This window comes from Ewingella americana (assembly GCF_006438725.1).
GTDB lineage: Bacteria > Pseudomonadota > Gammaproteobacteria > Enterobacterales > Enterobacteriaceae > Ewingella > Ewingella americana_A.
Map to the genome: position 1 here is coordinate 404,424 of NZ_RCZD01000005.1, position 18,585 is coordinate 423,008.

Here is an 18,585-nt window from a genome sequence, read left to right on the forward strand (position 1 = left end):
GAAGGGGGCGACGTAAGCAATTAATCATCACAGGTACTTGACACACCTGTGAGGAAGAGCGTATTCGCGTACCTTTCATCACCGTTCAGGTTGCCGACTTGTTGCAACTCGAATAATGGCAGATATCTGCTATCTCTAGCTGCCGATGGCTGTAATAACAGGGGTTATCCGACAAACTGGCGGTTAGCCAGAGGTAAACGTTCTGAGAGGCGGATACCCTCTGCAGAAAGTTTTGCACCGTAACACATCACTTCGACACCGCTTTGTTGTACCTGCGTCAGTAATGCTGCGTAACGCGGATCAATATGGTGTGCCGGAGACACGCTTTCAATGCCTGAATGCAATACAGCGAAAAAAAGCACCGCTCGCTGTCCCTGTTCCGCCATCGCTTGCAGCTCGCGTAAATGCTTCTGACCCCGCAGCGTAACTGCGTCGGGAAAGAAGCCGCATCCTTGTTGCAGCAAGGTGACAGATTTCACTTCAATATAGCAGTCGGAACGATTATCCGCCTGTAACATAAGGTCAATGCGGCTATTTTCGGTACCGTATTTAACTTCAGCGGTTAACTTACTGTAAGAGGATAATTCTGGAACTGCGTCGGCTTCCAGCGCCTCTCTGACTAATTGGTTTGCCCGTAACGTATTGACGCAAATCCAGTGCCCCTGCGGGGTTTCTGTCAGTTCCCAACTGTGGGCGTATTTGCGCTTGGGGTTGTCAGAGGCCGAATACCACACGGTATCCCCCGGCGTGGCGCAGCCGGTCATGGCACCGGTATTGGCGCAGTGCAGCGTCAACTCCCGGCCATCTGGCGTTATCACATCGGCCAGAAAGCGTTTGTAACGTTTGATTAGCGTCGCGGCTTGCAGCGGGGGATCGAAATGCATGACAGTTCCTGATTGAAATTAGGCAAGCGGCGCAGGCAGTGGCCAGCTTTGCAACAGAGAGTAGCGGGTGCGGCCACGCTCATAAATTGACTGATACAGCCCGAACTCCAGCGCTTCCAGCGTCCAGTGGGGTGTGGCGGGAGGAATGGCCACCTGCCGCGTCGCAGCGCGAAATAATGAAATATGGGGATGAAACGGCAGGGCGCTTTGATAACAGCCGTTGCGCGCAGCGTGTGAGCGCAGGATCTCTGCCAGTTGCAGCAGCGGGCGCGGCGCCCGGCGGGTACCGAGCCAGACCACACCCGCACCGGGCCAGTGCCCGGCATCATCGATACACAGGCTAAACCCTTTGGCATCAATTCTCCCCGCCACGCTACGTAAGGCGGTCTCTTTCTGCTCGCTGACTTCGCCGAGAAACGCCAGCGTCAGGTGCAAATTGGCGGCGGCGATGGGGCGTCCTGTATCCTCAGGGAAATGGTCAGCACGCCACTGAATCACCTGTTTTTGCAATTTAGGTGGCAGTGATAAAGCAAAAAAAAGGCGGCGTTGAGCAGACATTTCGGGTTCCCTGACGGTATAGGCAGGACCAGATGCTACAATGCTGGCGCTGTAAATCAAATTATACGGGGTTTTTCATTGTCTTCTCCTCTGCCGGTCAGTGTCGTACTCGAACCGTTATTATCCGCGTTGCGAACGGCGCCGCAGGTGTTATTGCTGGCGCCGACCGGGGCCGGTAAATCCACCTGGCTGCCGCTGCAATTACTGCAACAGGCCAATCTGCCCGGCAAAATTTTGCTGCTCGAGCCCCGTCGTCTGGCGGCGAAAAACGTGGCGTTCCGGCTGGCGCAGCAGTTGGGTGAAACGCCCGGTCAAACCGTTGGCTACCGTATGCGTGCGGAAAGTAAAACCAGCGCCGCCACCCGGCTCGAAGTGGTGACTGAGGGGATTTTGACCCGCATGGTGCAGGCTGACCCGGAGCTTACCGGTGTGTCGCTGGTGATCCTCGATGAATTCCACGAGCGTAGTCTGCAGGCCGATCTGGCGCTGGCGCTGCTGCTTGATGTGCAAAATGCCCTGCGCGATGACCTCAAATTACTGATCATGTCAGCCACGCTCGACAACGTGCGCCTTGCGCCGTTGCTGCCGGATGCGCCGGTGATTATCTCCGAAGGCCGCAGTTTCCCGGTTGAACGCCATTATCTTTCCCTCGCCAGCCATGAACGGCTGGATGACGGCGTGGCACGCATCGTCAGCCGCCTGATGAGCGAGCATGACGGCTCGATGCTGCTGTTTCTGCCGGGCGTCGGGGAGATCACCCGCGTACACAACCTGCTGGCGGGCAAAGTGGCCAATGATGTCGATCTCTGCCCGCTGTACGGCGCTTTGACGCTCGAACAACAACAAAAAGCCATTCAACCCGCCGTCGCTGGCCGCCGGAAAATCGTGCTGGCCACCAATATTGCCGAAACCAGCCTGACCATCGAAGGTATTCGTTTGGTGGTGGACAGCGGTCTGGAGCGCAGTGCGCAGTTTGACCCGCGCAGCGGACTGACCCGGCTTATCACCCAGCGTATTAGTCAGGCGTCGATGACCCAGCGCGCAGGTCGTGCCGGGCGTCTTGAACCGGGCCTGTGCTGGCATCTGTTCGCCAAAGAGCAGGCAGAACGCGCCAGTGCGCAGGCCGAAGCCGAAATTCTGCAAAGCGACTTAAGCAGCTTCTGGCTGGAGTTATTGCAGTGGGGTTGTCAGGATGCCGCGCAACTCGCGTGGCTGGACGCGCCGCCTGCACCGGCGCTGACGGCGGCCAAAACGCTGCTTTATTCGCTGGGCGCTACGGATAAACAGGGCAAACTGACCCCGGCGGGGCAGCGCATGGGGAAACTTGGCTGTGACCCGCGCCTGGCCGCGATGCTGATTGCCGCCGATGCCCAGGGCGCTGATGCACTGGCCACCGCTGCATTGCTGGCCGCGATGCTGGAAGAGCCGCCGCGCGGTGGCATACCGGATATCGATTACTGGCTTAGCAGGCCACAGGGAAACTGGCAGCGTCGCGCCACGCAGCTCGCTCAGCGCGTGTCCGGCAAGAAAGGTCATGTTGATGCCTTTCTCGCGCCATGGCTGCTGGCCTCAGCCTTCAGCGACCGCATCGCCCAGCGTCGTGGCGCTGACGGGCGCTATCTGCTGGCCAACGGCCTCGGTGCTTCCCTGCCGCAGGATGACGCCTTAACCCGCGCCGCCTGGCTGGTGGCACCACAGTTATTGCAGGGCAATAACAGCCCGGATGCCCGTATTTTATTGGCGGTGACGCTGGACGCCAGCCAACTGGCCGGGCGTTTACCGCAGATTGTGAAAGAACAAACTGCCGTCGAGTGGGATGAAGAAAAAGGCACGCTGCGCGCATGGCGGCGCTGGCAGGTTGGACGGCTGGTGCTCAAAGCCCATCCGCTGGCCAAACCCGATGATGGCGAATTACAACAGGCGCTGATCGACTGGATCCGCAATCAGGGCTTACAGGCGTTGAGCTGGTCGGTCGCGGCGGAACAGTTGCGCCTACGGTTGACCTGCGCGGCGAAATGGCTGCCGGAGGCGGGCTGGCCCGCAATGGATGACCAGGACCTGCTCGACGGGTTGGAGCAGTGGCTATTGCCGTCGCTCGGCGGAGTGCGCTCCCTGAAAGCGCTGCAACAGGTTGATTTGCACGACGCTCTTTCACGCTTGCTGGACTGGAATCAACGTCAGCGTCTGGACAACGCATTACCCACGCATTATTGCGTTCCTACTGGCAGCCGTTTGCCAATCCGCTATCATGCTGACCAGCCGCCGGTACTCTCGGTGCGGATGCAGGAGATGTTTGGCGAAGAGCGCAGCCCGATGCTGGCCGAAGGCCGTGTCGCCGTGGTGCTGGAACTGCTCTCACCAGCCCAACGTCCGTTGCAGATCACCGCCGATTTAGCCGCATTCTGGCAGGGTACTTATCGCGACGTACAAAAAGAGATGAAAGGCCGCTATCCTAAGCACCCGTGGCCGGACAATCCGGCCATCGCGTTACCCACGCGGCGCACCAAGAAATATCAATGATCAGAAGGCTCTCTTTTAAGAGATTTCTTCTGGTCAGAATACGAACCGAGGCAGAGAGTAGGCCGCAATTTATGAATACAGCAGGTTTTATGGAGAATTGTCATGTCTGGCGATGATCGCGAGCCGATTGGCCGTAAAGGCAAACCCGCAGGGCGCAAGCCTCCGCGCTCCCGTCCCGTTCGCAGTCGTCGGGATGACGATGATGAAGAGATTGACCACGAGTATGAAGATGATCACGAAACGGATGATGACGACGAAGAACAAGATCACCGCCGGGAGTCGCGCATGACCCGTAAAGCTGCACCGCGTAAAGCCGCGAAGTCAGACAACAGTGGCAAACCACGCAGCCGGAAACGCTGGTGGTTCTGGCTGCTGTTCAAACTGTTTATCATTTTTGCCATTGTGATGGGGATTTACGGCTTCTACCTCAACACCGAGATCCGTGGCCGCATCGACGGCAAAGTCTGGCAGTTACCCGCGGCCGTGTTCGGCCGTCAGGTGAACCTTGAGCCGGACATGCCGTACAGCAAAAAAGAGATGGTTAACCTGCTGGAAGGGACGCAATACCGTCAGGTAACGCGGATCACTCGCCCAGGTGAATTCACCGTGGCGGCCAACAGCATCGATCTGCTGCGTCGTCCGTTTGATTTCCCGGAAGGTAAGGAAGGGCAGATCAACGCACGCCTGATCTTCGCCGATGACCATCTCGATGAGATTAAAAACCTGGATAACAACCGCGATTTCGGGCTTTTCCGCCTCGACCCGCGGTTGATCACTATGTTGCAGTCACCCAACGGTGAACAGCGTCTGTTCGTGCCGCGCGCCGGTTTCCCAGACTTGCTGGTCGACACCCTGCTGGCGACCGAAGACCGTCACTTCTATGAGCACGACGGCATCAACTTCTGGGCGATTGGCCGTGCGGTATTGGCTAACCTGAGTGCTGGTCATGCGGTGCAGGGCGGCAGTACGCTGACGCAGCAACTGGTGAAAAACCTGTTTCTGACCAACGAGCGCTCCCTCAGCCGTAAAGCGCGTGAAGCCTACATGGCGATTTTGGTCGACGCCAACTACAGCAAAGATCGCATTCTGGAACTGTACCTGAACGAAGTGTATCTCGGTCAGAGCGGTTCCGATCAAATCCGCGGTTTCCCGCTGGCCAGCCTCTATTACTTTGGCCGTCCGGTGAATGAACTGAGTCTGGATCAGCAGGCGCTGCTGGTCGGTATGGTGAAAGGGGCGTCGCTGTATAACCCATGGCGTAACCCGACGCTGGCGCTGGAGCGCCGTAACTTAGTGCTGCGTTTACTGGTCAATCAGAAGGTTATTGATCAGGAGCTGTATGACATGCTCAGCGCACGCCCCCTCGGCGTTCAGCCGAAGGGCGGGGTGATTTCTCCGCAGCCTGCGTTTATGCAGATGGTGCGTAACGAGTTGCAGGCCAAACTCGGCGATAAAGTGAAGGACATGTCCGGCGTGAAAATTTTCACCACGCTCGATCCTCTTTCTCAGGATTCGGCTGAAAAAGCGGTAGAAGAGGGCATTCCGTTGCTGCGTAAGAAAAGCGGCCTGAATGACATCGAAACCGCCATGGTGATTGTTGACCGTTATACCGGTGAAGTGCGGGCGATGGTCGGCGGTGCGGATACGCAGTTCGCCGGTTTCAACCGTGCTATGCAGGCACGTCGCCAGGTGGGGTCGCTGGCGAAACCAGCAACCTATCTGACTGCGCTGTCTCAGCCGGACAAATACCGCCTCAATACCGTGCTGGCTGACCAGCCGCTGACGATTAAACTGGCCAACGGCCAGACATGGTCACCGAAAAATGATGACCATCAGTTCCGTGGGCAGGTGCTGCTGGTCGATGCGCTGGCGCGTTCGATGAACGTACCTACCGTGAATCTCGGTATGGCGGTCGGGCTGGATAACATCACCAAACAGTTGATTAACCTCGGCGTGCCGAAAGAGTCACTGAATCAGTTGCCATCCATGTTGCTTGGTGCGATTGCCCTGACCCCGATGGAAGTGGCGCAGGAGTACCAGACTATCGCCAGCGGCGGTAACAAGGCACCGCTGTCTGCGGTGCGTTCGGTGATCGCTGAAGATGGCACGGTGCTGTATCAGAGCTTCCCGCAGGCAGAACGGGTGATCCCGGCCCAGGCGTCGTATTTGACTATGTACGCCATGCAACAGGTGGTGTCCGAAGGGACATCACGCGCGCTGGCGAACAAATTCCCTAACCTGCATCTGGCGGCGAAAACCGGGACCTCGAACGAACTGCGTGACAGCTGGTTCGCCGGCATTGATGGCAATCAGGTGGCGATCACCTGGGTAGGGCGTGACAACAACGGACCGTCAAAACTCTGGGGATCTACCGGTGCGCTGGTGCTCTACAGCCGCTATCTGGAGAACGAAATGCCGCAGCCATTGAACCTGCAGGTGCCGGAAGGCATCAGCTTGATGAACATCGACGGCAGCGGAAACTTCGTTTGTAACGGTGGCGGTTCCCGCAGCATTCCTGTGTGGACTGATGCGCCGGATAGCCTGTGTCAGGCGTCGCAGGCAGCAGTTCAACAACAGCAGCAGCAGCAACAGCAACAACAACAACAGCAGCAACAGTCGCCGCAGCAAGAAGATGGCAAAGGCGTCGCTGGCTGGATTAAAGATATGTTCGGTTCAGGCCAGTAATTCTCTTACTGGTGCCACGACCGGCTCAAAGGGCGCGACAAGTTTCGCGCCCTTTTTATATCGAATCCTCCGCTTTACGGGCTGGGGAAGCCGCATTCATCACAACCTCGTCACATCCCATTTCGAACAATCTTCAATCGATTTTACCCATACTTCACATAGGGCTATTTTTTATTCACTCACCGACTGTCCGGGCTTAATAGGCTTGCAGAAGGCTATGGGTTGCGCATATTATGCGATGTTTATAATAATAATTATCGTTTACATTCCCATTCAAACATCTCCAGAGAATAATAAATGGCACTTCAGCGCTCTCTTTCACTGATTTCATCCAAGGGAACTTTTCAGCGTGGCACACTGGCGTTAACTATCGCCGCTGCACTGGGTTCTTATGCTTTTCAGGCTAATGCTGCATCCACGGCAAAAGACGAGACTATCGTTGTAACGGGTTCGACGTCGGCTGATGTGGCACCAGAATCTGCCTGGGGCCCGGCACCGACTATCGCCGCCAAGCACAGCGCCACTGGCACCAAAACCGATACGCCTATCGTTAAGACGCCGCAGTCTATTTCCGTGGTGACGCGTGAAGAGATGGACATGAAACAGCCGTCCACGGTGAAAGAAGCGCTGGGTTATACGCCCGGCGTGTACGCCAGCCGTGGCAGTTCTTCCGTTTATGACGCTGTCGCGATTCGTGGTTTCACTTCGGTGAATACCAACCAGTATCTCGACGGTATCAAACTGCAGGGTGACAACTACTCTGAAGTGTCGATGGATCCGTACTTCCTCGAACGTGTGGAAGTGCTGCGTGGCCCGTCTTCCGTGCTCTACGGCAAAAGTAACCCGGGCGGCGTAGTGACGATGGTCAGCAAGCGCCCGACCACTGAGCCGCTGAAAGAAATACAGTTCAAAATGGGGTCAGACAACCTCTATCAGACCGGTTTTGACTTCAGTGATGCTATCGACGACGCGGGTGTTTATTCCTACCGTCTGACCGGCGTGGCGCGCAGTCAGGATTCACAGCAGGTGATGTCGAAAGAGCAGCGTTATGCCATCGCACCTTCATTCAGCTGGCGCCCGGATGACAAAACCAACTTTACCTTCCTGAGCAATTTCCAGAACGATCCGAACACCGGTTTCTACGGCTGGCTGCCGCGTGAAGGCACCGTTGTGCCTTACGTTGATGCCAACGGTAACTCGCATAAACTCCCTACTGATTTCAATGATGGCGAGCAGTCCAATAAGCTGTCCCGTAATCTGAAAATGGTCGGCTACAGCTTCGATCATGAGTTTAACGATACCTGGACCGTGCGCCAGAACCTGCGTTATACCAAACTGGATACCGATTTTTCTGGTGTTTACGGCACGGGTTATGCGGGTAACGGCGTCCTGAGCCGCGCTTATGTGCAGTCAAAAGAGAGCCTGAACAACTTTGATGTCGATACGCAGGCGCAGGCTAAATTTGCCACCGGCCCGGTTGACCACACGTTACTGACCGGTGTGGACTACATGCGTATGAGCAATGACGTAGATTCTTATTACGGCACGGCTAATTCGCTGAATATGCTGAATCCACAATACGGCAATGCCGGTGTGGCGCTGAACTTCCCGTACCAGGTTCTGGATCGTCAGGAGCAGACGGGCCTGTATGCGCAGGATCAGGCAGAGTGGGATCACTGGATCCTGACTCTGGGTGGACGTTATGACTTCTCGAAAAACTCAGTTCTGACGCGCAGCACCAATGTTACTGATGAAGTGAACAATGATAAGTTCACCTGGCGTGGTGGTCTGAACTACCTGTTCGATAACGGGATTTCACCTTACTTCAGCTACAGCGAATCCTTTGAGCCGAACGTCGGTGCGACCGTCGGTGGACAAGCGTTTGTTCCTTCAATCGGTAAACAGTACGAAGCCGGTGTTAAGTACATTCCGAACGATCGCCCGATCAGCCTTACCGCTGCGGTGTATCAGCTGACCAAAACCAACAACCTGACCGTCGATCCGAACAACATCTTCTTCCAGGTGCAGTCGGGTGAAATTCGTTCGCGCGGTGTTGAGCTGGAAGCCAAGGCAGCGGTTAACGCCAACATCAACGTCACGGCGTCTTACACCTATACCAATGCGGTCTACACGCATGACACCAGCTACGAAGGCAAACGTCCGACAGAAGTGCCGCGCAATATGGCGTCACTGTGGGCGGATTACACCTTCCACGAAACGGCGCTTAGCGGCCTGACCGTCGGCTCCGGCGTGCGTTACGTCGGTGACAGCTCCAGCTTCTACACCACCGGTGACAAAACTAACGATACCTTCAACGTCGCGGCTTACACGCTGGTTGATGCGACGGTGAAATATGATCTGGGCCGCTTCGGCATGCCGGGTTCTTCTGTGGGGGTGAATATCAACAACCTGCTGGACCGCGAGTATGTCGCCAGCTGCTATCGCGATTACGCCTGTTACTGGGGCTCCGATCGTCAGATTGTCGCCACCGCGACGTTCCGTTTCTGATCGTCAGTCGTTAACATTGTCAATTCGGGCACGCTGGTCGTGCCCATTTCCTATTGAACTCACCGTCAAACCCGGATGTAAACGAAGAAAATTTTATGGCTGATCACAACGTGTCCTTGTCTTCACCGCTGCCCGAAAGCGTATTCCGTCTGCAAAATGCCAGTTTTACCGTGCCGGGACGCACGCTGCTGGCGCCGCTTTCGTTGACCTTTCCGCAGGGAAAAGTGTGCGGTCTGATAGGGCATAATGGCTCCGGGAAGTCGACGTTGTTAAAAATGCTTGGCCGTCATCAGCCGGCATCCTCAGGGCAAGTTCTGCTTAATGAGACGCCGCTTTCGCAGTGGGACAACAAAACCTTTGCCCGTCAGGTGGCCTATCTGCCGCAGCAATTACCCGCCGCCGAAGGAATGACGGTGCAGGAGTTGGTGGCGATTGGGCGTTACCCGTGGCACGGCGCGCTGGGGCGTTTTAAACATCAGGATAAAGAGAAAGTGGAAGAAGCGATCGCGCTGGTGGGGCTGAAGCCTTTTGCGCATCGTCTGGTCGACAGCCTCTCTGGTGGCGAACGCCAGCGCGCATGGCTGGCGATGATGGTGGCGCAGGATAGCCGCTGTTTGCTGCTCGACGAACCGACTTCCGCGCTCGACATCGCCCATCAGGTTGATGTGCTGGCGCTTATTCATCGGCTCAGTCATGAGAAAGGGCTGACGGTGATCGCCGTGCTGCATGACCTGAACATGGCCGCCCGTTATTGCGATTATCTGATGGCGCTACGCGGCGGTGAATTAATTGCGCAGGGCACGCCGCAGGAGATGATGCGCGGCGAGGTTCTGGAGCAAATTTATGGTATTCCGATGGGGATCCTCCCGCACCCGGCCGGTGGCGCCCCCGTGAGCTTTGTGTACTGATATGTCTGAGATTTTAATGACTCCCGGTTTAACGCGTCGCCGTCTGTTACAGGCGCTGGCGCTCTCGCCATTGCTGGCTTCATTGCCTTCGTTCGCGGCTTCCCGTCCCGATCTGCAAAAAATTATTGCCCTCGAATGGTTGCCTGCTGAACTGCTGATCGCCTTGGGCGTGATGCCGATGGGGGTGGCGGATATCCACAATTACAATTTGTGGGTGGATGAGCCCAAGCTCCCCGCCAGCGTCATTGACGTGGGCCAGAGAATGGAACCGAACATGGAGCTGCTGCAACAGCTTCAACCCTCGCTGTTGCTGGTGTCTGAAGGTTACGGTCCGAAAGTCAGCCAGCTGGCGCCGATTGCGCCGGTGTTGGGCATGACGGCCAATGATGGCAGCGCAGAGCCGCTAAAACGCGCCATCAGTTCGCTGTATAAGCTGGCCGATTACCTCGGTTTGCAGGAACGCGCCGCACTGCATGTGCAGGCTTATCACGACCTGCTGAACCAGATCCGGCAGAATCTGCAACCCGTCGCGCAGCAGCCGATTTTATTGTTCTCTTTACTCGATACCCGCCACGCGCTGGTGTTCGGCAAGGGCAGCCTGTTTCAGGAAGTGATGAAAGACCTCGGGCTGACCAATGCCTGGCAGGGCGAAGACAGTTTCTGGGGCAGCGTGACCGTCGGCATAGAACGGCTGGCGTCGATCAAAAACGCCCGCGCACTCTGTTTCAGCCACGGCGATGCCGATATTTTTGCCAACGTTTCCCGCATGCCGCTCTGGCAGGCGCTGCCGTTTGTGCGTGAAAAACAACTTAGCGTGGTGCCTGCCGTATGGTTCTACGGTTCCACCTTCAGTGCGATGCGTTTTTGCCGCATTCTTAATGAACAGCTGGGGAGCGCGCCATGAACCGTCGCTCACTGAGCCAGACCTTTATTCTGTTAACCCTGCTGACGCTGGTCAGTGCGGTGCTCACCGTTTACAACCTGCGTCAGCAACTGCCTTATGGGCTGTGGCGTGAGGCGCTGTGGCAGCCCGACATCAATGACGTCGGTCAGATGCTGTTCCATTACAGCCAGCTTCCACGCGTGGCCGTTGCGCTGCTGGCCGGAGCCGGTCTGGGGCTGGTTGGCCTGCTGTTTCAACAGGTGTTGCGTAATCCGCTGGCTGAACCCGCCACGCTCGGCGTCTCGGCCGGTGCACAGCTCGGGCTGACCGTCGCCACCTTGTGGGCGCTGCCGGGCGGGGAGATCACCCAACAATTCGCTGCAATGATTGGCGCCGTGGTTATTGGCCTGCTGGTGTTTGGCATCGTCTGGGGTAAGCGTATGTCGCCGGTGACGCTGATCCTCGCCGGTCTGGTGCTCGGTTTGTATTGCGGCGCGATTAACGCTCTGTTTGGCCTGTTTAATTACCAGAGTCTGCAAAGCCTGTATATGTGGAGCACCGGGTCGCTCAATCAGCAGGACTGGAGCGTGGCCAGTTTCCTGCTTCCCAGGGTGATCATCGTCTGGCTGCTGGCATTTATGCTGCAACGGCCGATGACCCTGCTGGGGCTCGACGACGGCGTGGCGAAAAATTTAGGACTGGGGCTGAATGTGGCACGGCTGACCGTGCTGACACTGGCAATTCTGATGAGTGCGCAGCTGGTTAATGCGGTTGGCATCATCGGTTTCATCGGCCTGTTTGCCCCCTTGCTGGCAAAAATGCTCGGCGCACGCCGCCTGCCATCGCGGCTGGTGCTCGCACCACTGATTGGCGCACTGCTGCTGTGGCTGACGGATCAGATCATGCAATACCTGACACAGGTATGGATGGAGATCTCAACCGGTGCCGCCACGGCGCTGGTCGGTGCGCCGCTGCTGTTATGGCTGCTGCCGCGTCTGCGTAACAGCCTGATACCACCGCCGATGGATCAGGGCGACCATGTGCCCAATGAACGTCATCATCTGATTCGCTGGGTCTCACTGGGACTATTGCTGCTGCTGGTGGGTATGGCTGTGGCACTGATGGTAGGGCGTGATTCGCACGGCTGGAATGGGTCAACAGGGGCGCAGCTCGATGCCCTGTTGCCGTGGCGACTGCCGCGCGTGCTGGCCGCGCTGGCGGCGGGGGTGATGCTGGCGTCGGCGGGGGTATTGATTCAAAAACTGACCGGTAATGCGATGGCCAGCCCTGAAGTGCTCGGCATCAGTTCGGGGTCGGCTTTCGGTGTCGTTGTGATGTTGTTTATTGTACCGGGCGATGCCTTTGTCTGGCTGCTGCCCGCAGGCAGCGTCGGTGCGGCTGCCACATTGCTGGTGGTTATGGCCGCTTCAGGGATGCGGAATTTTTCGGCCCAACGCATGTTATTGGCCGGTATCGCGTTGAGTACGGCCTTCACCACGCTGATGTCGCTGCTGCTGGCCAGTGGTGATCCGCGTATGGGGGGGCTGCTGACCTGGCTTTCCGGCTCAACCTATTCGGTCACTATGGCTCAGGCATGGCGTACGGCGGCGATCGCTGTAGTGTTGCTGATGTTAGTGCCATTTTGCCGCCGCTGGATCACTATTCTGCCGCTCGGCAGTGTGACGGCAAAATCGGTAGGTATGGCGCTTACTCCATCCCGCATGGCGACGCTGCTGCTGGCTTCGGTACTGACCGCTGCCGCGACGCTGACCGTCGGCCCGCTGAGTTTTGTCGGTCTGATGGCGCCGCACATGGCGCGGATGCTGGGTTTCCGTCGCGCTATGCCGCAGTGGATGGTCGCCAGTATTCTGGGCGGGCTGCTGATGGTCTTTGCCGACTGGTGCGGGCGTATGGTGATCTTCCCGGATCAAATCCCGGCCGGTCTGCTCGCCACCTTTATCGGTGCGCCGTACTTTATCTATTTACTGAGGAAGCAGGGCCGGTAATGTGTCTCTGACCATGCAAAAGGGGCCAAATTGGCCCCTTTCTTATTTTTAACGCTGCGGTTAACTCAAAGCTTCGCGAAACAACGACGTGCTGCACTGATGGTGCGCTGGATATCTTCCTGCGAGTGCGCCAGTGACATGAAACCGGCTTCGAACGCGGACGGTGCCAGGTAAACACCTTCTTCCAGCATCAGGTGGAAGAATTTCTTGAAGCGCTCGACATTACACTGCATGACGTCCTGATAGCAGGTGACGGTTTCGGCCTCGGTAAAGAACAGGCCAAACATGCCGCCGACGTGGTTGACCACGAACGGAATATTCTCTTTCCGGGCTGCGTCCATCAGGCCATCAGCCAGACGGGTGGTCAGTTCGTTCAGCGTCTGATGCACGCCGGGTTGTGCGACCTGTGTCAGGCAGGCGATACCGGCGGCCATGGCAATCGGGTTACCGGACAGCGTACCTGCCTGATACACCGGACCCGTAGGTGCCAGTGCGTCCATCACGTCGCGGCGTCCGCCGAAGGCACCCACCGGCATACCGCCGCCGATGATTTTGCCCAGACAGGTGAGATCAGGCATCACATCGTAATACTCCTGCGCGCCACCGAGTGCTACACGGAAACCGGTCATCACTTCGTCGATGATCAACAGTGCGCCGAACTCATCACACAGCGCACGCAGGCCCGGCAGGAATTCAGGTAATGGCGGCACGCAGTTCATGTTGCCCGCGACCGGTTCAACGATGATGCAGGCGATATCGTCCGGGAATTGCTCGAACGCGGCACGCACAGAATTTAGATCGTTATAGGTGCAGGTAAGTGTGTGTTTGGCGAAATCTGCCGGAACACCCGGCGAATTTGGCTGGCCGAGGGTCAGCGCGCCGGAACCGGCTTTCACCAGCAGGCAGTCGGCATGGCCGTGATAGCAGCCTTCGAATTTAATGATGTTATCGCGATGGGTGAAACCACGGGCCAGGCGAATGGCGCTCATCGTGGCTTCAGTGCCGGAGTTCACCATGCGTACCATATCCATACTTGGCACTAAGTTGGTGACCAGCTCGGCCATTTTAACTTCCATTTCGGTCGGCGCACCGAAGCTCAGGCCGCGCTGGGCTGCGTCGATCACGGCATTACGGATCTCTGCATTGTTATGGCCAAGCACCATCGGTCCCCATGAGCCGACATAGTCAATATAGGCTTTGCCGTCGGCATCAAACAAGAAAGCACCATCGGCACGTTCAATGAATAAAGGGACGCCGCCCACGCCGGAGAAGGCGCGTACCGGCGAATTCACCCCGCCTGGGATCAGCGCTTGCGCCTGCGAAAACAGACTTTCTGACTTACTCATATACGGCTCCTGGTTTTTGCTGCTCAAAAAGAGAGTGTGTTAATCCCTCTATTCTAGAGAAGTGGGCGGCGTTAGGAAATCGTTACGCGTGACTGGCGGGGCATTACGCTTTCCGAAACCAGGATTTGTATGATTAAATTGCCACTTCTTCCCAAAACTCTTTTTCTTACAAAACCAATGATGAACGATGACCCGATCGAATCTGCCGCGTTGCGTGGTCCACGTAAACGTAGCGAAATTCTGCGCCAGTTTTTGCGCCGTGATAAAACACCGGTCGCCATTTTAATCGTGGCGGCTATCGTCGGAACCGTGGCGGGCTTGCTTGGCGTGGCGTTTGAGAAAGCCGTGAACGGTGTGCAGCATTGGCGGCTCACGGGGTTAGGTTTTTTTAGCGACTACGTGATTTTGCTGTGGCCCGCGACGTTTGTCGTGTGCGCGCTGCTGGCGATGTTTGGTTACTATCTGGTCCATCGTTTTGCGCCGGAGGCCAGTGGGTCTGGTATTCCTGAAATTGAGGGGGCGCTGGAGGAGCTGCGTCCGGTGCGCTGGTGGCGGGTGATCCCGGTTAAATTCTTTGGCGGCATGGGCACGCTTGGCGCAGGCATGGTGCTGGGGCGTGAAGGCCCCACAGTGCAGATGGGGGCTAACGTGGGCAAAATGATGGTGGATATTTTCCGCCTGCGCAGTGCCGAGGCGCGCCACTCGTTGCTGGCGACCGGCGCTGCCGCAGGGCTTTCCGCAGCGTTTAATGCGCCGCTGGCCGGGATTCTGTTTATCATTGAAGAGATGCGTTTGCAGTTTCGCTACAGCCTGATTTCGATAAAAGCGGTGTTTATCGGCGTCATTATGTCGAGCATCGTGTTTCGTATTTTTAACGGCGAAGGAGCGGTGGTTGAAGTGGGCAAACTGGCCAGTGCACCGCTGAACACGCTGTGGCTCTATTTGGTGCTGGGTATGGTGTTTGGTGTGGTGGGCGTCGGGTTCAATGCGCTGATTTTCCGTACGCAGGATATGTTCGCCCGTATTCACGGCGGTAATTTACGCAAGGTGCTGATTATCGGCGGTCTGCTTGGCGGCATGTGCGGTATTCTCGGGCTTATCCAGCCTGAAGCCGCCGGCGGCGGTTTTGCGCTGATCCCGCTGGCGGCAGCCGGAAAATATACTCTCGGCATGCTGCTTTTCATCTTTATCGTCCGCGTGATCACCACACTTTTATGCTTTGCCTCCGGCGCACCGGGCGGGATTTTCGCCCCGATGCTGGCGCTGGGCACGTTACTCGGCACCGCCTTTGGCAGCGCCAGTCTGGCGATGTTCCCGCAGTACGGTATCGAACCGGCCACGTTTGCAATTGCCGGAATGGGCGCGCTGTTTGCTGCCAGTGTGCGTGCGCCGCTGACCGGTATTGTACTGGTACTGGAGATGACCGATAACTATCAGCTGATTTTGCCGATGATCATTACTTGCCTCGGTGCCACGCTGCTGGCGCAGTTTCTCGGCGGAAAACCCTTATATTCCGCGATCCTGACTCGCACCTTGCAGCGGCAGGAGCGTGAGAATGCGGTCAAAGCGAAAGATGAACCGAGGGGTGAGGGCATAAATAGGCAGGACGACGGCGCGAAAACCGCTCATAATTGAAGTATTGGTTCAGGTACTACATAATCAGGTCATTATTCAGACAGTCAATGCGGCGGCCTGAACAGAAAACGGATTGGGAGTAAAAAGATGAGTGAAGCAACAATGAGTGACCCGACCGACGTAGAAACCAGCGCACTGCCGCTGCAATTTACCGACGCGGCTGCCCGTAAAGTCAAAGTCCTGATCTCCGATGAAGAGAACCCGGACATGAAACTGCGTGTTTACATTACCGGCGGCGGTTGCAGTGGCTTCCAGTATGGTTTCACCTTCGATGACAAGATCAACGACGGCGACATGACTATCGAAAAATCCGGCGTTGCGCTGGTGGTTGACCCGATGAGCCTGCAATATCTGGTAGGCGGTTCGGTGGATTATACCGAAGGTCTGGAAGGTTCGCGCTTTATCGTGACCAACCCGAATGCAAAAACCACCTGTGGTTGTGGATCCTCGTTCAGCATTTAGTTGTCGTCTGACACAAGCACAAAAAAAGCCCGTCTGCCTTTATTGGCACACGGGCTTTTTCTTTTTGGTTTTTACCACTCTACGGTAACCCGTTTAGTTCCCACTGAAATGCCTGGAACTGCTGGCAGTCGGCTTTCGCTGATATGGGGCTGGCTGAAGCTTTGCTGTGCGCAACTGACTGAAGGTTGGTTGCCGGTCACGCTGACTGCGCAGGTCGGCATGATGGTCAGACTGATGTTGATTTCTCCGCTGCTCGTTCCTGCAAAAGCAGTGAGCGGACTCAGGGCAATCAGCGCACTGAGCAAAAGATGTCTCATAGGGGAATTCCTGGTGTGGTCACTAAAATTCAAAAAAAGCTAAAAACTCAAAACAGTTATCGGATGATCACCACGGCATCTTTAGTCAATTTCAATAAATGCAAACTTATTGCCTGTGGGGGACTCATTCTGCCAAAGGGGGGATGCCCTCTGTTTCCAGCGTGCTCTTGAATAATAAGAAAATAATCGCTTCTTAAACGCGTCGTGCGCTGATGCGATTTCAGGACGGCATGATAACAAAAATCTGCAGACTGAAATTTGATTTTGTGCAATAAAGCAGCAAATCAGAAAGGACCTGCCAGCGCGTGTCAGGCCGCGCTGAGATTGGGAAAGGTGGCGATCACGGCGAAGGCAGGGCTTGCAGCTGTGTACAGAGCTGTTCAGCGGCCAGCAAAATACGCGGTCCCGCACGGCTGAACCAGTCGGCGTCGACTGCCACAACGGGTACGGTTAACGCCGGTTGCCAGAAAGCGATCACACTCTCTGTTTGCGGTTTTCCACCGCTTATCACGATCGCCTGCGGCTGACGGGCTAAAACCTGCTCGCGGCTTACCTGAGGCCACGGCGCGCGGCTGTCAGCGAAAATATTTTGTGCACCACAGAGCGCGACAATTTCACTTTGCAGCGTTTTTGACGATGCGGTAAACAGGGGCTGCGTACCAAACTGAATAAACACCGGTAATGGATGAGGGCGGGCGTACTGTTTTTTCAAACGATCGCGTTGCTGGCGGATTTGCGACGCGGCCTGTTCGGCCATTTGTGGAACGGGACTGTAAGCCGCCAGCTGTTCCAGCGCTTGCGCCACCTGCTCGATATTTTGCGGATCGAGATACAAAACCGGGATCCCCAGCGAGGCAATCTGATCCAGCGGACGCTGCGGGTTACCCCCTCGCCACGCCAGCACTAAATCAGGTTTCAGCGCCAGCACGCGTTCGACATTCACACCTTGCCAACTGGCAACCTGTTCTAGTGTCTTCGCCTGTGGCGGGAAATCCGAATAGGCGCTGACGCCCACCAGGTGCTCGCCAAGCCCTGCGGCATACGCCAGTTCGGTAAGATTGGGGGCCAGGCTGATAACCCGCTGTGCTGGTTGAGCAATGGCTGCCAACGGCAGCCATAAGCACAGCAATAACCCGGAAAAACGAGGGATCATGCGTCGTAGTTGTCCGCCAGGGATTGCAGCATGGCGTCGATCATCAACGTTGACTGCTCGGCGGCCACCACCAGGAACTCTTCGAAGCTCAGGTGTGATTTGCTGTCAGCCACGTCAGAAATGGCGCGAACCACCACGAAAGGCGTTTCAAACAGGTGACAGACGTGGCCGATGGCGGCGGCTTCCATTTCTACGGCAGCCACGGTCGGGAAGGTCGCACGGATACGCGCCAACGGGGCAGCACCGTTGATGAAGGCGTCACCGCTGCACACCAGGCCGCGAACGGCATTCAGATTCAGCTGACGAATACAGGTTTCAGCCAGTTCGATAAGCGTCGGGTCTGCCGCGAAAGCCGCAGGGCAACCTGCCATCTGGCCTGGCTCATAACCGAATGCGGTAACGTCAGCATCGTGATAACGCACTTCTTCGGAGACCACGATATCCCCCACTTTCAGGGTTTTCGCCAGCCCGCCTGCGGAGCCGGTGTTAATCACCACGTCGGGTTTGCACAATTCCAGCAGCAGCGTGGTGCCCATCGCCGCCGAGACTTTACCGATGCCTGATTTGAGCAGCGCCACGTCAATGCCATGTAGCTGACCGGTATAGATTTCGCAGCCTGCGCGTTCGATGGTTTTGCGGTTGATGATTTTATCGCGCAGCAAGGTAACTTCCTGCTCCATTGCGCCAATGATGCCAACTTTCATAGTATTACTCGCAGAT

14 protein-coding genes are annotated in these 18,585 nt (G+C 56.6%); 8 read left to right on the forward strand and 6 right to left on the reverse strand.

The window, feature by feature from the left end; all coding sequences use genetic code 11:
• Positions 1–164: 164 nt before the first annotated feature.
• On the reverse strand, positions 165–884 hold the full coding sequence (sfsA, locus tag EAH77_RS11940; protein ID WP_140472891.1) for a DNA/RNA nuclease SfsA: 720 nt from the start codon (positions 882–884) through the stop codon (positions 165–167).
• An 18-nt stretch (positions 885–902) separates the two neighbouring features.
• Positions 903–1,442 (reverse strand): RNA 2',3'-cyclic phosphodiesterase, encoded by a 540-nt coding sequence (thpR, locus tag EAH77_RS11945; protein WP_140472893.1) that lies wholly within the window; start codon positions 1,440–1,442, stop codon positions 903–905.
• Positions 1,443–1,520: 78 nt separating this feature from the next.
• Here thpR and hrpB point away from each other — a divergent pair, with 78 nt between their 5' ends.
• The 6 genes from hrpB (at position 1,521) to fhuB (ending at position 12,952) form a co-directional block, all read left to right on the forward strand.
• Positions 1,521–3,962, forward strand: coding sequence for an ATP-dependent helicase HrpB (gene hrpB, locus EAH77_RS11950; protein WP_431306761.1), 2,442 nt, complete (start codon positions 1,521–1,523; stop codon positions 3,960–3,962).
• A gap of 102 nt (positions 3,963–4,064) precedes the next feature.
• On the forward strand, positions 4,065–6,647 hold the full coding sequence (gene mrcB / locus EAH77_RS11955) for a bifunctional glycosyl transferase/transpeptidase (RefSeq protein ID WP_140472895.1): 2,583 nt from the start codon (positions 4,065–4,067) through the stop codon (positions 6,645–6,647).
• A 297-nt stretch (positions 6,648–6,944) separates the two neighbouring features.
• Positions 6,945–9,155, forward strand: coding sequence for a ferrichrome porin FhuA (gene fhuA / locus EAH77_RS11960; RefSeq protein ID WP_140472897.1), 2,211 nt, complete (start codon positions 6,945–6,947; stop codon positions 9,153–9,155).
• 95 nt (positions 9,156–9,250) lie between these two features.
• Positions 9,251–10,063: a Fe3+-hydroxamate ABC transporter ATP-binding protein FhuC gene (fhuC, locus tag EAH77_RS11965; RefSeq protein WP_161985795.1), complete on the forward strand. Its 813-nt coding sequence runs from the start codon at positions 9,251–9,253 to the stop codon at positions 10,061–10,063.
• A gap of 1 nt (position 10,064) precedes the next feature.
• The gene (fhuD, locus tag EAH77_RS11970; RefSeq protein WP_140472899.1) at positions 10,065–10,967 is read left to right on the forward strand and encodes a Fe(3+)-hydroxamate ABC transporter substrate-binding protein FhuD; all 903 of its coding nucleotides are present in this window, start codon (positions 10,065–10,067) and stop codon (positions 10,965–10,967) included.
• Positions 10,964–12,952, forward strand: a complete 1,989-nt coding sequence (gene fhuB, locus EAH77_RS11975) for a Fe(3+)-hydroxamate ABC transporter permease FhuB (protein WP_140472901.1) — start codon at positions 10,964–10,966, stop codon at positions 12,950–12,952. Before fhuD ends, fhuB begins: the two co-directional genes overlap by 4 nt.
• 65 nt (positions 12,953–13,017) lie before the next feature.
• Here the strand turns inward: fhuB and hemL are convergent, their stop codons facing one another.
• Positions 13,018–14,298 (reverse strand): glutamate-1-semialdehyde 2,1-aminomutase, encoded by a 1,281-nt coding sequence (gene hemL, locus EAH77_RS11980; protein ID WP_140472903.1) that lies wholly within the window; start codon positions 14,296–14,298, stop codon positions 13,018–13,020.
• Between the two features lie 180 nt (positions 14,299–14,478).
• Between hemL and clcA the strand changes: the two genes are divergently transcribed.
• Together clcA and erpA are read left to right on the forward strand one after the other, a co-directional pair.
• Complete coding sequence (clcA, locus tag EAH77_RS11985; protein ID WP_140473079.1) at positions 14,479–15,933, forward strand: H(+)/Cl(-) exchange transporter ClcA; 1,455 nt, start codon at positions 14,479–14,481, stop codon at positions 15,931–15,933.
• A gap of 102 nt (positions 15,934–16,035) precedes the next feature.
• A complete protein-coding gene (gene erpA, locus EAH77_RS11990; RefSeq protein ID WP_140473081.1) occupies positions 16,036–16,395 on the forward strand; it encodes an iron-sulfur cluster insertion protein ErpA in 360 nt (119 codons plus the stop codon).
• A 71-nt stretch (positions 16,396–16,466) separates the two neighbouring features.
• Here the strand turns inward: erpA and EAH77_RS11995 are convergent, their stop codons facing one another.
• From EAH77_RS11995 to mtnN, 3 genes are all read right to left on the reverse strand, one after another.
• The gene (locus EAH77_RS11995; protein WP_140472905.1) at positions 16,467–16,712 is read right to left on the reverse strand and encodes a hypothetical protein; all 246 of its coding nucleotides are present in this window, start codon (positions 16,710–16,712) and stop codon (positions 16,467–16,469) included.
• Between the two features lie 340 nt (positions 16,713–17,052).
• Positions 17,053–17,865 (reverse strand): vitamin B12 ABC transporter substrate-binding protein BtuF, encoded by an 813-nt coding sequence (btuF, locus tag EAH77_RS12000; protein WP_140472907.1) that lies wholly within the window; start codon positions 17,863–17,865, stop codon positions 17,053–17,055.
• Positions 17,862–18,569: a 5'-methylthioadenosine/S-adenosylhomocysteine nucleosidase gene (gene mtnN / locus EAH77_RS12005; RefSeq protein ID WP_140472909.1), complete on the reverse strand. Its 708-nt coding sequence runs from the start codon at positions 18,567–18,569 to the stop codon at positions 17,862–17,864. Before mtnN ends, btuF begins: the two co-directional genes overlap by 4 nt.
• Between the last annotated feature and the right edge of the window lie 16 nt (positions 18,570–18,585).

What these genes read in the sequence shown, in the direction of transcription:
- sfsA (WP_140472891.1), bottom strand. Translation starts at nt 884, where the DNA reads ATGCATTTCGATCCCCCGCTGCAAGCCGCGACGCTAATCAAACGTTAC.
- thpR (WP_140472893.1), bottom strand. Translation starts at nt 1,442, where the DNA reads ATGTCTGCTCAACGCCGCCTTTTTTTTGCTTTATCACTGCCACCTAAA.
- mrcB (WP_140472895.1), top strand. Translation starts at nt 4,065, where the DNA reads ATGTCTGGCGATGATCGCGAGCCGATTGGCCGTAAAGGCAAACCCGCA.
- fhuA (WP_140472897.1), top strand. Translation starts at nt 6,945, where the DNA reads ATGGCACTTCAGCGCTCTCTTTCACTGATTTCATCCAAGGGAACTTTT.
- fhuC (WP_161985795.1), top strand. Translation starts at nt 9,251, where the DNA reads ATGGCTGATCACAACGTGTCCTTGTCTTCACCGCTGCCCGAAAGCGTA.
- fhuD (WP_140472899.1), top strand. Translation starts at nt 10,065, where the DNA reads ATGTCTGAGATTTTAATGACTCCCGGTTTAACGCGTCGCCGTCTGTTA.
- fhuB (WP_140472901.1), top strand. Translation starts at nt 10,964, where the DNA reads ATGAACCGTCGCTCACTGAGCCAGACCTTTATTCTGTTAACCCTGCTG.
- hemL (WP_140472903.1), bottom strand. Translation starts at nt 14,298, where the DNA reads ATGAGTAAGTCAGAAAGTCTGTTTTCGCAGGCGCAAGCGCTGATCCCA.
- clcA (WP_140473079.1), top strand. Translation starts at nt 14,479, where the DNA reads ATGAACGATGACCCGATCGAATCTGCCGCGTTGCGTGGTCCACGTAAA.
- erpA (WP_140473081.1), top strand. Translation starts at nt 16,036, where the DNA reads ATGAGTGACCCGACCGACGTAGAAACCAGCGCACTGCCGCTGCAATTT.
- EAH77_RS11995 (WP_140472905.1), bottom strand. Translation starts at nt 16,712, where the DNA reads ATGAGACATCTTTTGCTCAGTGCGCTGATTGCCCTGAGTCCGCTCACT.
- btuF (WP_140472907.1), bottom strand. Translation starts at nt 17,865, where the DNA reads ATGATCCCTCGTTTTTCCGGGTTATTGCTGTGCTTATGGCTGCCGTTG.
- mtnN (WP_140472909.1), bottom strand. Translation starts at nt 18,569, where the DNA reads ATGAAAGTTGGCATCATTGGCGCAATGGAGCAGGAAGTTACCTTGCTG.